The sequence below is a fragment of the Citrifermentans bremense genome (assembly GCF_014218275.1).
Taxonomy (GTDB): Bacteria; Desulfobacterota; Desulfuromonadia; order Geobacterales; family Geobacteraceae; genus Geomonas; species Geomonas pelophila.
Window position 1 is genome coordinate 305,715 of record NZ_AP023213.1, and the last position, 12,925, is coordinate 318,639.

Sequence of the window (12,925 nt, forward strand, 5' to 3'; positions counted from 1 at the left end):
TGAAGCTTTGGTTGCCGGCTGCGGACCCTACGGCGCCGCACGTTATTGTTCTACCAGCCTTTTCTAAGAAAAAAAGTGGAGCGGCCGTTTAATTTTATCGTTTTGTGGCAGACGGGATAGGAGCGGAGTGGTAAGGCTTTGGAATGGCGATGTAAAGTTTACGGCTGACATGGAAGGGGCAACGAGGTGGCAACTGCTGTTTCCATTAGAGCAAAAAAAAGGGGGCCGGAAACCGGCCTCCTTTCATGTGTCTGTCTTCTGCGCGGCTCCGCCCGTAGCGGGCTGAGATCCGGTCCGGCGGCTAGCGTTCCGTCTGGATGATGCGGCGAATCTGTGTTTTCTCCGATCCCCGGGTACAGTCCAGCTCCACCTCGGACATCCTTCGGAAGCTCCCGCCGGGGTTTTTCCTCGCGGCTCGTCCCTGCCGCTCCAGGGCTATTTTCCGGCATTGCTCCAGGACCGCGCCGATGTCTGCGCCGGTAATCCCGTTTACCTCGAAGCGGTGTTTCCTGGCGATTATCCCTTCCCCCTGGGTGCTAAAGATGTTCCCCTGGCAGACAAGGTCTTCCGCGTGGGCGGCGCCCGCTGTCAGCAGCAGGCCCGCAATCAATACTGTTCTGGTCATGTGCGCTCCAATATCCTCGGTCATTCTTCGCCGGAACCGCGCTGCCTGCGGGGGGCTCTCTGGCGTCCCACTTGCGAACGCTGCTGAGGTGCGGCGGAGACCGCGCTGGACGGAGCCGCAGGCGCCGGGGCGGCGAGGGGCGAGGCCGCCGGCGCGGCAGGCTGTGGCTGCGGGACCGCCGACTGCACCAACGGTGGTGTCTGCTGTTGAGGGGACGCGCCGCCCGCCACCGGTGCCGCCGGCGTACCAGGATGCTCGAGGGCCGGCCCACCCTTTTTCCCGGTCGCCACATCCAGGACCCTGGCCCTTTTAACGTAGCGCGCCGGGATCTCGTGCAGGCTGTTGGTATAGAAGGTGGTTCCCTTGGAATCCTTCCAGGTATACATCTCCGCAGCGGCGGCGGATGCAGTCAGGGTGAGCGCCAGCAGCATCAAACGTGTCTTCATTGTTCCTCCAGGGCTGCAATCTGAACCTGGCTATTATTGAGGATAACCGGCATCCGTTCAACCTAAAAATGCCCCTGAAAGTATCGGCACAGTTGAGCATGCCTTAGCTCACCTCACTGCAACTGTCATGAATTGTTACGGCCTTTATGCTATCCTAAGAGCTGTGAAAAAGGGATATGGAACAGCCTACAGGAGAATAAGGCCATGAAGAAAGCGACATTTCTAGCAGGGTTGCTGACAGTTCTCGTTGCGTCAGTTCTGGTCGTTCTTGAATCTGGCAAAGATTCGGCAATAGTTAACGCTGCATCGCGGATCAAGGTCTTTTCGGCCGAGAAGGGGACCTACGTCATGAGCGACGAAGTAGTTAAAACCAAGGAAGAGTGGAAGAAAATACTGACTCCGGAACAGTTCCATGTACTGAGGGAGAAAGGGACGGAGCGGGCCTTCACCGGAAAATACGCCACCAGCCATGAGCACGGCGTCTACCGGTGCGCCGGATGCGGCCTCGATCTGTTCCGGTCCGAGGATAAGTTCGAATCCGGCACCGGCTGGCCCAGCTTCACGGCGCCGATAGCCAAGGAGAACGTCAAGACCGAGGTGGACCGCAGCTGGTTCACTACGCGCACCGAGGTCCTTTGCCGTCGTTGCGGTGGGCACCTGGGACACGTCTTCAACGACGGGCCGAAACCGACCGGGCTTCGCTACTGCATGAACTCGGCGGCGCTGCAGTTTGTGGCGACCAAATAGCGGAGGTCCTTCGGAATCCTGCCGCGACGGGAGTCTGACGCCGCGGCGGGCGACTCCCGCTGGGTCTAAGCAGAGGAGGAGCAGTGATGAAACCTCTAAAAATCATGATACTTACCATGACGGCGTTTTTTTGCGCCGCGGGATCCGCCCTGGCCGCAAGCGCTACGGCGCAGGGAGGCAAGGGGTCCCAGCCGACAGGACATCTGGAGAAGGCGACCTTTGCGGGAGGGTGCTTCTGGTGCATGGAGCACCCGTTCGATGAACTGCCGGGCGTGGTCTCCGTCACCTCGGGCTATACCGGTGGCCACAAGGTAAACCCCACCTACGAGGAAGTATCCTCCGGGACGACGGGGCACGCCGAATCGATCCAGGTGCTTTACGACCCGGCGAAGATAGGGTACGCAAAGCTACTCGACGTCTTCTGGCACAACATAGATCCGTTGGCCAAGGACCGGCAGTTCTGCGACAGCGGCGAGCAGTACCGGAGCGCGATCTTCTACCAAAACGAGGAGCAGCACCGGCTGGCTCTGCAGTCCAAGAAGGAGCTGGAGGCGAGCAAGAGGTTCAGGGAACCCATCGCCACCCAGATCGTGCCGGCGGGGGTATTCTATCCGGCCGAGGAATACCACCAGCATTACTACAAGAAGAACCCGATCCGATATTCCTACTACCGTCTGAGCTGCGGACGCGACCGGAGGTTGAAGGAACTGTGGGGTCCCCCTTCGCGGTGAACCCGCTATGGGGGACAAGCCCCCCTTCGCGATGAGGCTGCTATTCCCCTTCGCGGTACAACTGCTTCGGGGACAAGCTGGACAAGCTCGCTATGTTTTGGTGATTACCCGTATCATCGGGAGAGGTCATGAAAAACAGGGAAATCGCACGGATCTTTTCCGAGATCGCGGACATCCTGGATCTCAAGGAAGGAAATATCTTCAAGATCAGGGCTTACCGGCGCGCGGCACTCAACCTGGAAGGCTTCAGCCGCGACCTGGCGCAGCTCTCCCACAAGGAACTCCTGGAGATCCCGGGGGTGGGGGCGGATCTCGCGGCAAGGATCGAGGAGTACCTGCAAACCGGGACCATGGCGGTCTACGAGGAGTTGAAGCAGGAGGTCCCGGCCGGAGTCTTCGCGCTCTTGGCCATCCCGGACCTGGGGCCCAAGACCGCGAAGGCGATCTACGACGCCCTGCAGGTCGCGAGCATCGAGGAGCTGGAGAAGGCCGCCCTGGAACACAGGCTCATCGGCATCAAGGGGATCAAGCAGAAGACGGAGGAAAACATCCTCAAGGGGATAGCGGCGGTGAAGCGCGGACGCGAGCGCCAGCCGCTTGGACGCATGCTCCCAGCGGCGCAGGACCTGGTGGAAGCCCTCAAAGAGCGGGCCCCGCTGGAACGGGTCGAGGTGGCGGGAAGCATCAGGAGGCGCAGGGACAGCATCAAGGATATCGACATAGTCGCCACCTCACCCGATCCCGCCGCCGTCATGGCGGCTTTCGTTGATCTTCCGCAGGTGCACGACGTCATCATGCGCGGCCCGACCCGGGCCAGCGTCACCATCCGCGAGGGGGTGCAGGTGGATCTCCGGGTGGTGGATCCTGCCTCCTACGGCGCCGCCTTAGCCTACCTGACCGGCAGCCAGGCGCACAACGTCCGCTTGCGGGAGATGGCCCAGAAGCGGGGGATGAAGATCAACGAATACGGCATCTTCCGCGAGGAGGACAACCAGCGCCTGGGGGGCGAGAACGAGGAAGACATCTATCGCCTCTTGGATTTGGCCTTTGTTCCGCCGGTGCTGCGTGAGGACCGCGGCGAGATCGAGGCTGCGCTTCTGGGCAAGCTGCCGCACCTGGTGAGCCAGGCCGATATCAGGGGAGACCTCCACGTTCACTCCAGGTGGAGCGACGGCGCCCACCCCATCTCGGAGCTGGTGGAGGCGGCAAGGCAGCGGGGGCTTTCTTACCTGGCCGTCACCGATCATTCCCAAGGGCTGGGGGTAGCCCGCGGTCTCACGGTGGAGCGGCTTCGGGAACAGGCCGCCGAGATAAAGGAACTGAACCGGGAGCTGAAGGGTTTCCGGGTCCTGCACGGCACGGAGATGGACATCCTGGGGGACGGGGCGCTCGATTTTCCCGACGAGGTGCTGAAGGATCTCGACATCGTGGTCGCATCGATCCATTCCGGGTTCAACAACTCGAAGGAAGTCATGACCGCGCGCATCGTGGCCGCCATGCGCAACCCCTACGTCTCTATCATCGCCCATCCCACCGGGCGCATCATCGGAGAGAGGGAAGGGTACCAGATCGACATGGACGAGGTGCTGCGGGTAGCGAAGGAAACCGGAACCGCCCTGGAGATAAACGCCTACCCGATGCGGCTGGACCTGGAAGACAAGCACGTGCGCCGGGCCAAGGAGCTTGGAATCATGATCGCGGTAAATACCGATACCCACGCAAAGCTGCAATTCGATTTCCTACCCTATGGCATATCGGTCGCCCAGCGCGGTTGGCTTGAGCCTGCGGATGTGCTGAACACGCTGGAGCCCGACCAGTTGCTGAAGAAGCTCAGGGAGAAGAGGAAGATGGTCAAGGGATAGCAGGGCTCGAAGGCGGCGGGCTTCACGGTGGGAGCTCAGAAGGAGTGCCAGTCATGACCGATTTCATCGAGGATCTGTTCGCTGTACTGATGGTGACACAAGAAGAAAAGACCTGTAATGTTTGCGGCCGCACATTCCTCAAAGACATAGCAGATACTCAAACAGAGGATGTGTGCCCTGACTGTCAAGAGGCTGAGAACCAATGACGTGCCCTGAGGAATGAACCATGCCCAACTACTGGCTATTCAAGTCCGAGCCCTCCAGCTTCTCGCTGGAGGACCTGAAGCACCGCCCCGGCGCAACCGAGCATTGGGACGGCGTGCGCAACTACCAGGCGCGAAACTACCTGCGCGATGAGGTGCAGGTAGGCGACCTGGTGCTTTTCTATCACAGCAACATAGCCGAGCCCGCGGTAGTGGGGATCGCAGAGGTGGTAAGGGCGGGGTACCCCGACTTCACCGCCTTCGATCCCGAAAGCAAATACTTCGACCCCGGCAGCAAACCGGAAAAGCCGACCTGGTACATGGTGGACGTGAAATTCGTCCGCGAGCTGCCGCGCCCGGTGACCCTGGCGGAGCTGAAGACGGTGCCGGAGCTCTCCGACATGGCGCTTTTGAACCGGAGCCGCCTCTCGATCCAGCCGGTCCGCAAGGAAGAATGGGACCGGATACTGAAACTGGCCGCAATCCACTAGAGGGAATCATGTCGATAAAGAAGCGCTCGAAGAAAGCGGGACTTGCCCCCGGAACCCTGATCCACATGGGGCGCGCCAAAAGCGGCGCCACCCGTATCGACCTGGTCGAATACGACGAGTCGCACGTTGAGGCGCGGCCGGTCGAGTCGATAGACCGATGCCTGGTGAAAAAACCGCTCCCCACGGTGACCTGGGTCAACGTGGACGGGCTTGCCGACCTGGAGGTGCTGCGGCACTTCGGCAGTTGCTACGGAATCCACCCACTGGTGCTGGAGGACATCCTCGCCACCGACCAAAGGCCCAAGGCTGCGGACTACGGGGAATACCTGTACGTGGTCCTCAAGATGATCACGCTCGATGGCGAGAGCGGTGAGTTGAGGTCGGAACAGGTGAGCCTGGTTCTGGGGCAGAACTACTTGATTTCGTTTCAGGAGGGGATTGAGGGGGATGTCTTCGAGCAGGTCAGGAGCAGGCTGAACAACGAACAAGCGCGGCTGCGCAGCATGGGTCCCGATTTCCTGCTGCATGCCCTTCTCGACGTCATAGTGGACCATTACTTCCTGGTGCTGGAGCAACTGGCCGACCGCATCGAGGACATCGAGGACGAGCTGATCGGGAACCCGACGCCGGCAACGGTTCAGTCCATCTACCAATTGAAGCGGCAGATGCTGTTCCTGCACAAGGCTTTGTGGCCGCTGCGCGAGGTAGCGAGCGGCCTGCAGCGGCGCGACTCGCAGCTGATCAGGGACACAACCGTCATCTACCTGAGGGATCTCTACGACCACACCGTACAAGTGCTGGACACCCTGGAGACCCTGCGCGAGATGCTCTCCGGGATGCTGGACATCTACCTTTCTAGCGTATCCAACCGTCTGAACGAGGTGATGAAGGTGCTGACCATCATCGCCACCATCTTCATGCCCCTCTCCTTTCTTGTCGGGCTGTACGGCATGAACTTCAAATACATGCCCGAGTTGGAATGGCACTACGGTTACTTCATGGTGCTGCTTCTCTCCGCCGTGATCGGCGGAGGGATGCTGATCTATTTCAAAAAGAGGCGATGGATATAAAGAGTGCCAGCCGAGTTCCCAGTAAACAAAAGAGGGCCGGGGAAATCCCCGGCCCTCTTTGCGTCTGAAGAATTCGGAATGCTACAGGCTCTTCGCCGCGAGCTCGTAGACGTCACGCGCCAAGTCCGGCTCGGCTAAAATCCTCTCCAGCTCTTTCTTCATCAGCTCCTGCCGCCCCGCGTCGAAGCGCCGCCAGCGGCTGAAGGGGGTCAGCATCCTGGCCGCGATCTGCGGGTTGATGCCGTTCAGGCGCAGGATCTGGTCTCCCAGGAACCGGTACCCCCTCCCCTCCGCATCGTGGAAGCGGACCTGGTTTGCCTGGCTGAACGCTCCCACCAGGGAACGGACTCGGTTCGGGTTGCGGATGTCGAAGTCTGGATGCTCCAAGAGCTCGAGGACCCGGTCGAGCGTCTGCGGCAGACGGGACGTCGCCTGCAGGCTGAACCACTTGTCGATGACACCGCGGTCGTCGCGCCACTTACGGTAGAACGCCTCCAGCGCCTCGTCGCGCTCCGGGCAGTCGCAGCCGGCCAGCGTGGCAAGAGCGCCCAGGCTGTCGGTCATGTTGTCGGCACCCCTGAACTGCTCCATCGCCATGCCGACCGCCTCCCGGGACCCCGGCGCCATGAGGTAGGAGAGGCAGAGGTTTTTCAATCTGCGGCAACCGGCGAGGCCGTCGTCCGGGTGGTAGGGGGACTTGGGGGCGCAGGCTTCACGCGCCGCCACCAGCTCTTCCCGCAGCCGCTCGCCCACAGTCGTGCGCACCAGCTCCCGTGCCTCACGTATCGCGGCCGGGTCGATCACCTCCATCTGCTCGGCGAGGTAGCTCTCGGTCGGCAGCGTGAGAGCCTCGGCCAGGAAAGCGCGGTCCTGCCGTTTGTCGGTAAGAAGCGTCGCGAAGGAGCGGATGAAGGTTTCCGGCACCGCCGGTGCTCTCTCTGCCTGGATCTCCCGCACCAGCCCCATGATCAACTGCACCGCCTGCACCTGACCCGCCTCCCAGCGTACGAAGGGATCGCTGTCGCTGGTCATCAACAGGGTGAGGTCGTCTTCGCTGTAGGGGTAGACGAGCTTCACCGGCGCGGAGAAGTTGCGCAAGAGCGACGGCACCGGCTTCGACCCGACCCCGGTGAAGCGGAAACTCTGCGTCTCCTGGCGCAGCTCCAGCACACGGGTGGTCGCGCCCGGGCTCTTCTCTCCCTCAAGCTGCAGCGGCAGCTCGCGCCCCTGCCGGTCCAAAAGCCCCATGGCGAGCGGTATGTGGAACGGCTCCTTCTCCGGCTGACCCGGAGTGGGGGGGCAGCTCTGCGTAACGGTCAGCGTGTAGACGCCGCTTGCCGGCTCGAAGTCGTCGCTCACGGTGAGGACCGGGGTGCCGGACTGGTTGTACCAGCGCATGAACTGGGAGAGGTCGCGCTTACCGGCGTCGGCCATGGCCTGGACGAATTCGTCCACCCGGACCGCCTGGCCGTCGTGCCGCTCGAAGTACAGGTCCATCCCGGCGCGGAACGCCTCGCGCCCCAGGAGGGTCTGCAGCATCCTGATCACCTCGCCCCCCTTGTGGTAGACGGTCATGCTGTAGAAGTTGTTGATTTCCACGTAGGAGTCGGGGCGGACCGGGTGGGCCAGCGGCCCCGCGTCCTCGGGGAACTGGGAGGAGCGCAGAAGCCTCACGTCCGCGATCCTCTTCACCGGGCGCGACTGCATGTCGGCGGAGAACTCCTGGTCCCGGAAGATGGTGAGTCCTTCCTTTAAGGAGAGCTGGAACCAGTCGCGGCAGGTAATACGGTTGCCGGTCCAGTTGTGGAAGTACTCGTGCCCGATCACTTCCTCGATCGCCTGGTAGTCGTCGTCGGTGGCGGTTTCGGGGCTGGCGAGGACATAGCGGGAGTTGAAGACGTTCAACCCCTTGTTCTCCATGGCCCCCATGTTGAAGTCGTCGACGGCTACGACCATGTAGGTGTCGAGGTCGTACTCGCGCCCGAATTGCTCCTCGTCCCAGCGCATGGCCTCGATGAGCGACCTGAGCGCGTGGTCGCACTTCCCCCGGTTCTTCTCCTCGACGTAGATCTCCAGGTTGACCTGGCGCCCGCTCATGGTGGTGAAGCTCCCGGGAATATGGGCCAGGTCCCCTGCCACCACGGCGAAGAGGTAACTCGGCTTTTTGAACGGGTCGTGCCAGGTGGCGAAATGCCGCCCGTCGGGTAAATCACCTTTCTCCACCAGGTTGCCGTTGGCCAAAAGCACTGGGCAGGAGCTCTTGTCGGCCCTGAGGGTGACGGTGTAGACCGCCATGACGTCGGGACGGTCGGTGAAGTAGGTGATGCGGCGGAACCCTTCCGCCTCGCACTGGGTGCAGAGCATGGGACCCGAGGCGTAGAGCCCGGAGAGCGCCGTGTTCGCCTTCGGGCTGATCTCGGTTGTCACCTCGAGCACGAAGCTCTCCGGCGGATCGTTCACGGTGAGCGTGCCCTCGCCTGCCTGGTAGCGATAAGGCTCCAGCTCGACCCCGTCCAGCTTGAGTGAAACCAGGGTCAATTCCTCCCCGTCCAGCACCAGCGGCCGGACGCCGCCGGCCCGGTCGTGGTTCGAGCGGATCTTGAGCCTCGAAACCACACGGGTGAGGTCCGGGTCGAGATCGAAGGAGAGCTCCACTGTCTCCACGAGGTAATCGGGCGCGGCGTAATCTTTTTGGTAAACGGTCTGGTGCTGGCAGGTATGCATAGTGTCTCCCTCGCAAAGGATGTTTGGATGGCAAAGGAGGTATTGTACCGGTACGAACGACTGTTTTCAATGCCTTAGCGGAGGGGAAACAACCTGCCTGATCGACTCCGTGCGGGCTCTTGCGTGGATAACGGGTGCGGAAGCCTTTTAAAGGGCAGATACAGGCGCCAGTCCTACTGGTATAGCAATGTTGACTTTGTCAGTCGATAACGCTATAAGATGCCACATGAAAATCGTCATCACCCTGATACTGTTCGCGCTTTTCTCCTGGCATGTTCTTCCCTGCAGTGCCACAGAGCAGTACGCGGCGCAGACAGGCAAGAGCTGTTCCGCCTGCCACGTCGACCCTTCGGGTGGAGGCGAACTTACCGCCTTGGGGGAAGCTTTCTCCGTCCGGCACACCTTGCCCGACGCCTCGCCCAGCGCAGCGCCCGCCCAGCCCAGCGGTCTCGCCCCCGCAGCCAAGCTTTTCCGCTTCGCAATCGGGTACCTCCACATGATCACCGCCATCCTCTGGTTCGGCACCATCCTTTACGTGCACCTGGTGTTGAAGCCTGCCTACGCCGCCGGCGGCCTGCCGCGGGGAGAGGTCCGGGTGGGGGTCATGTCCATGGTGGTCATGGGGATTACCGGAGCAGTTCTCACTCACTACCGCGTAACCTCTTGGGATATGCTGCTGCATACCCGCTTCGGGGTGCTCCTCATCGTCAAGATATCCCTGTACCTGGTCATGGTCCTCTCCGCGGCCTACGTGGTGCTCTTCATCGGCCCGAAGCTCAAGGCCAAGCGGAGGGAACCGGCGGCGCCACCGCTCGGGGGGGATCTCACCATTGACGAACTGGCCTCGTGCGACGGCAAGGAGGGGCGTCCCGTGTGGTTCGCCTACCAGGGGAAGATCTACGACGCCACCGCGAGCAGGCTGTGGAAGCAGGGGGTGCACATGGGGCGGCACAACGCCGGCGAAGACCTCACCGAAGCGCTCAAACTCGCCCCCCACGGTTCGGACAAGGTAGCCGCCATGCCTGCGGTAGGAGCCCTCGTGGCGCACGCCGATCGCAAGGCGCCGCTGCACGAACGCGTTTTCTTCTTCATGGCCTACATGAATCTCAGCATCGTCTTTTTGGTGGTGCTGATCCTTGCCCTTTGGCGCTGGGCCTAGATACCCCCCCGGCAGAACCGGGAACAAGGATGGGTTCGTGAAGCAACTCCGCATCTTCCCCAAGAGCAGCCCCGACAGAAACCCCGACGCACTGCTGCGCCTCTTCGTCGTCATCGCGCTGGTTTCCACCTTCGTCATCATCTCCGTTGCGGGCCTGGTCTTCGTGGAGGTGCTGCAGCGGCACGTGATCCGCAACGCCGAGGAAGATGCCATAAAGGTCAGCAGCGCCCTCCTGGCCACCGATCGGCGACGCCTTACCTCCAGACAGCCCGACGGCAGCTTGAAAGTCGTCGTCGCTCCGGCCGACCTGCCGGAGATGGACCGGCATTTCAGGAGGTTCCTCTCCCCGTTCGACATCGTAAAGATCAAGATCTACTCCGCCGACAGCAGGATCGTCTACAGCACCGAGCCGGCATTGATCGGCAAGGTCGACAGCCACAACTCCCGGCTGGACCACGCCCTGGACGGGCTCTTCGATTCCAAGCTCGAGCGCAAGGAAGAGGTGAAGGACCTGGCCTCGGAGTCGAAGTTCAACGTCGACGTGGTGGAGACGTACATCCCGATCTGGGACAACGGCAGGGTGATAGGTAGTTTCGAGGTCTACATCGACGTCACCAAGTACCGTGACGACACCGCCAATACTGCGGCGCTGGCGCTCGGCGCAGTGGCCGGCCTCCTGATAATCGTATTCGGCATCTCCTACTTCCTGATTCGGCGCGGGACCCGGGAGATCAAGGAGATCCAGGAGGTGCTTACGAAGCAGACCATGACCGATGCCCTCACCGGGACCTTCAACAAGAGCCAGATCGAGCTCCTTGCCTGCAAGGAGTTCGACCGCTGCTCCCGCAGGAAAGAGAAAGGGCACTCGGACGCGGATCTGGGCTTCATCATGATCGACATCGACCGCTTCAAGGAAGTAAACGACAGCTACGGCCATCTGGCGGGCGATGTCCTGCTGCAGCAGTTCGCGGCGAGGATCACCCGTTCCCTGCGCAGTTACGATTCCATCGGGCGCTTTGGCGGCGAAGAGTTCCTGGTGATGCTCCCGGGCTCCGATCTCGAACAGACGCGGATGGTCGCGCAAAAGATCTGGTCCCTGCTCCGGGATGAGCCGTACCTGGTCGAAGGGGAGGAGATCACCCTCACGGCGAGCCTTGGGGCCGCCGCCGTAAAAGAGGGGGACCCCGACCTGCTGCATGTCCTCAAGCGGGCGGACCAAAGGCTCTACGCCGCTAAGAGCGCCGGACGTGACCGCGTAGTCTGACCGCCCAAGCTGCGTAAAGCTTTCTCCCCCGGCATCTTTTCATCCGCTTCTCGCCCCGTCGCTGTCCCCACCCCTTGGTGTTCCAGCCGAGCTCTTCCCCAACAGACGCGCCGGAAAAGCTTCGCCCGCTTCCTGTGCCGGGGGCGTGGCGTACCCATGGGATTTTCGGGTGACATGATGGGGCGAACGCTGTACTATCGTCAGCCACCGGCGCAGCAGCCGCCGACAGAGTTTAGAAGGAGAGACAGGCCATGACTGTGGAGAAGAACCTGCGCCTTGAGGGGATTTACCCCCAGCGCCAGAAGGAATTTTACATGCAGCGGGTGAAGCTTCCCGCCGGGATCGTATCCGCGGAACAGGCACTGAAGGTGGCGCAACTGGCAGAGCGCTTCGCCAGGGGGGTGGTGCATCTGACCACCAGGGGGAGCATCGAGCTGCATTGGCTCACCGAGGGGGACCTGGAGTACGTGGCGGGGCAGCTGGCGCAGGTCGGGCTCTACAACCGGGGCGCCTGCGGCGGCGCGGTGCGCGGCGTCGTTTGCGGCAGCCTGTCGGCGGCCGGCGCTCCCGCGCTTGAAGCTTTGGTGCGTCGCATCCACCGGCATTTCACCGGCAACGCTCGCTTCGAGAAGCTCCCCAAGAAGTTCAAGGTCGGGGTGGAGGCGGACGTCTCCAGCGGCAGGCACCTGATTCAGGACCTGGGGCTCGTGCCGGCGGCGTCGGGGGAACCATCCCGTTTCGACGTCTGGGCTGCCGGCGGCCTCGGCCGCGAACCGATCCCCGGTTTCCTTTTGGCCCGGGACGTGGCCGAGGATGCGTTGATACCGCTGATCGAGCGGGTGGCAAAGGTCTACGAGGCGCACACCCCGGCGGGCAAGCGTCTGAAGCACCTGATACGCGAGATCGGGCAGGACGAGTTCCGGCTGAGGGTGTTGGGGGAGCTCGAGGAGGTTTCCAGCGCGCCGACCTTGACCGGGAGCCTCGTCCCCGTGCCGGCGGATGCCTCGGGTCGCCTGGTGGCGCACGTGTTCGCCGGGGAGCTTCCCTGCGCAGGGCTCGCCGCGCTCGCGGAAATCGCCCGGAAGCATTGCGGCGGGATCTTGATGATTACCGGGGACCAGAACGTGGTGCTGCACCTGGTCGATGGCGGGGAGCGCGATGAGGCGGTCGCCGCCCTGGCCGCGGCGGGGTTTGCGGGGGAAAGCACCAGGGAGAGAGTAACCTTCAGGGTCTGCCCTGGGACCCACGAGTGCATCATGGGGCTCGCGCCTACCCGCGAGGTCGCGGCGGCCGTGGTGGAAGAGATGGGGGAGGAGGCGCTAGGCCTTACCTGGGCCATTTCCGGCTGCCCCAACTGCTGCGCCCAGCCCCAGCTGTCGCAGGCTGGGATCGTCGCCTCGCGCCTCGTTACCGACCCGGCGGGGCGCGCGCCGCGCTTCGACCTGTACCGCTCGGGCGCAGGCCCGTTTGCCGAGCCGGTGCAGCAGGGGCTCACCCTGCCGCAGCTTTTGGCTGAGGTGAAGAAGATCTAAAAGCAAAGGCACTCACCACAGAGGTACACAGAGGAACCACAGAGGAAAACCTGAAATACCTCAGAAAGCTA

12 protein-coding genes are annotated in these 12,925 nt (G+C 62.3%); 9 read left to right on the top strand and 3 right to left on the bottom strand.

Annotated elements, in window-relative coordinates:
- Positions 1-301: 301 nt before the first annotated feature.
- Together GEOBRER4_RS01315 and GEOBRER4_RS01320 are read right to left on the bottom strand one after the other, a co-directional pair.
- Complete coding sequence (locus GEOBRER4_RS01315; RefSeq protein WP_185243904.1) at positions 302-625, bottom strand: hypothetical protein; 324 nt, start codon at positions 623-625, stop codon at positions 302-304.
- Positions 626-645: 20 nt separating this feature from the next.
- Entirely contained in the window at positions 646-1,071 is a 426-nt protein-coding gene (locus GEOBRER4_RS01320) for a hypothetical protein (protein ID WP_185243905.1), read from the bottom strand.
- 204 nt (positions 1,072-1,275) lie between these two features.
- Here GEOBRER4_RS01320 and msrB point away from each other — a divergent pair, with 204 nt between their 5' ends.
- From msrB to corA, 6 genes are all read left to right on the top strand, one after another.
- Positions 1,276-1,818, top strand: a complete 543-nt coding sequence (msrB, locus tag GEOBRER4_RS01325; RefSeq protein ID WP_185243906.1) for a peptide-methionine (R)-S-oxide reductase MsrB — start codon at positions 1,276-1,278, stop codon at positions 1,816-1,818.
- Between the two features lie 86 nt (positions 1,819-1,904).
- Positions 1,905-2,549, top strand: coding sequence for a peptide-methionine (S)-S-oxide reductase MsrA (gene msrA / locus GEOBRER4_RS01330; RefSeq protein WP_185243907.1), 645 nt, complete (start codon positions 1,905-1,907; stop codon positions 2,547-2,549).
- Between the two features lie 128 nt (positions 2,550-2,677).
- Positions 2,678-4,411 carry a DNA polymerase/3'-5' exonuclease PolX gene (gene polX, locus GEOBRER4_RS01335; protein WP_185243908.1) on the top strand — a complete coding sequence of 578 codons (1,734 nt, stop codon included), beginning with the start codon at positions 2,678-2,680 and terminating at the stop codon, positions 4,409-4,411.
- 53 nt (positions 4,412-4,464) lie between these two features.
- Positions 4,465-4,617: a hypothetical protein gene (locus tag GEOBRER4_RS01340; RefSeq protein WP_185243909.1), complete on the top strand. Its 153-nt coding sequence runs from the start codon at positions 4,465-4,467 to the stop codon at positions 4,615-4,617.
- Positions 4,618-4,637: 20 nt separating this feature from the next.
- Complete coding sequence (locus tag GEOBRER4_RS01345) at positions 4,638-5,105, top strand: EVE domain-containing protein (RefSeq protein ID WP_085814230.1); 468 nt, start codon at positions 4,638-4,640, stop codon at positions 5,103-5,105.
- A gap of 8 nt (positions 5,106-5,113) precedes the next feature.
- Positions 5,114-6,175: a magnesium/cobalt transporter CorA gene (gene corA / locus GEOBRER4_RS01350; protein WP_185243910.1), complete on the top strand. Its 1,062-nt coding sequence runs from the start codon at positions 5,114-5,116 to the stop codon at positions 6,173-6,175.
- A gap of 81 nt (positions 6,176-6,256) precedes the next feature.
- On the opposite strand, the gene pepN is transcribed toward corA, so the two are convergent.
- Positions 6,257-8,899: an aminopeptidase N gene (gene pepN / locus GEOBRER4_RS01355; RefSeq protein ID WP_185243911.1), complete on the bottom strand. Its 2,643-nt coding sequence runs from the start codon at positions 8,897-8,899 to the stop codon at positions 6,257-6,259.
- Positions 8,900-9,125: 226 nt separating this feature from the next.
- Between pepN and GEOBRER4_RS01360 the strand changes: the two genes are divergently transcribed.
- The 3 genes from GEOBRER4_RS01360 to GEOBRER4_RS01370 all read left to right on the top strand — a co-directional run bounded on the left by GEOBRER4_RS01360 (position 9,126) and on the right by GEOBRER4_RS01370 (position 12,854).
- Positions 9,126-10,058 carry a CopD family protein gene (locus tag GEOBRER4_RS01360; RefSeq protein ID WP_185243912.1) on the top strand — a complete coding sequence of 311 codons (933 nt, stop codon included), beginning with the start codon at positions 9,126-9,128 and terminating at the stop codon, positions 10,056-10,058.
- Between the two features lie 37 nt (positions 10,059-10,095).
- Positions 10,096-11,322: a sensor domain-containing diguanylate cyclase gene (locus GEOBRER4_RS01365; protein WP_185243913.1), complete on the top strand. Its 1,227-nt coding sequence runs from the start codon at positions 10,096-10,098 to the stop codon at positions 11,320-11,322.
- 251 nt (positions 11,323-11,573) lie between these two features.
- A complete protein-coding gene (locus tag GEOBRER4_RS01370) occupies positions 11,574-12,854 on the top strand; it encodes a nitrite/sulfite reductase (protein ID WP_185243914.1) in 1,281 nt (426 codons plus the stop codon).
- Positions 12,855-12,925: the final 71 nt, after the last annotated feature.

Coding starts and splice junctions, on each gene's coding strand:
- GEOBRER4_RS01315 (WP_185243904.1), bottom strand. CDS start 625: ATGACCAGAACAGTATTGATTGCGGGCCTGCTGCTGACAGCGGGCGCC.
- GEOBRER4_RS01320 (WP_185243905.1), bottom strand. CDS start 1,071: ATGAAGACACGTTTGATGCTGCTGGCGCTCACCCTGACTGCATCCGCC.
- msrB (WP_185243906.1), top strand. CDS start 1,276: ATGAAGAAAGCGACATTTCTAGCAGGGTTGCTGACAGTTCTCGTTGCG.
- msrA (WP_185243907.1), top strand. CDS start 1,905: ATGAAACCTCTAAAAATCATGATACTTACCATGACGGCGTTTTTTTGC.
- polX (WP_185243908.1), top strand. CDS start 2,678: ATGAAAAACAGGGAAATCGCACGGATCTTTTCCGAGATCGCGGACATC.
- GEOBRER4_RS01340 (WP_185243909.1), top strand. CDS start 4,465: ATGACCGATTTCATCGAGGATCTGTTCGCTGTACTGATGGTGACACAA.
- GEOBRER4_RS01345 (WP_085814230.1), top strand. CDS start 4,638: ATGCCCAACTACTGGCTATTCAAGTCCGAGCCCTCCAGCTTCTCGCTG.
- corA (WP_185243910.1), top strand. CDS start 5,114: ATGTCGATAAAGAAGCGCTCGAAGAAAGCGGGACTTGCCCCCGGAACC.
- pepN (WP_185243911.1), bottom strand. CDS start 8,899: ATGCATACCTGCCAGCACCAGACCGTTTACCAAAAAGATTACGCCGCG.
- GEOBRER4_RS01360 (WP_185243912.1), top strand. CDS start 9,126: ATGAAAATCGTCATCACCCTGATACTGTTCGCGCTTTTCTCCTGGCAT.
- GEOBRER4_RS01370 (WP_185243914.1), top strand. CDS start 11,574: ATGACTGTGGAGAAGAACCTGCGCCTTGAGGGGATTTACCCCCAGCGC.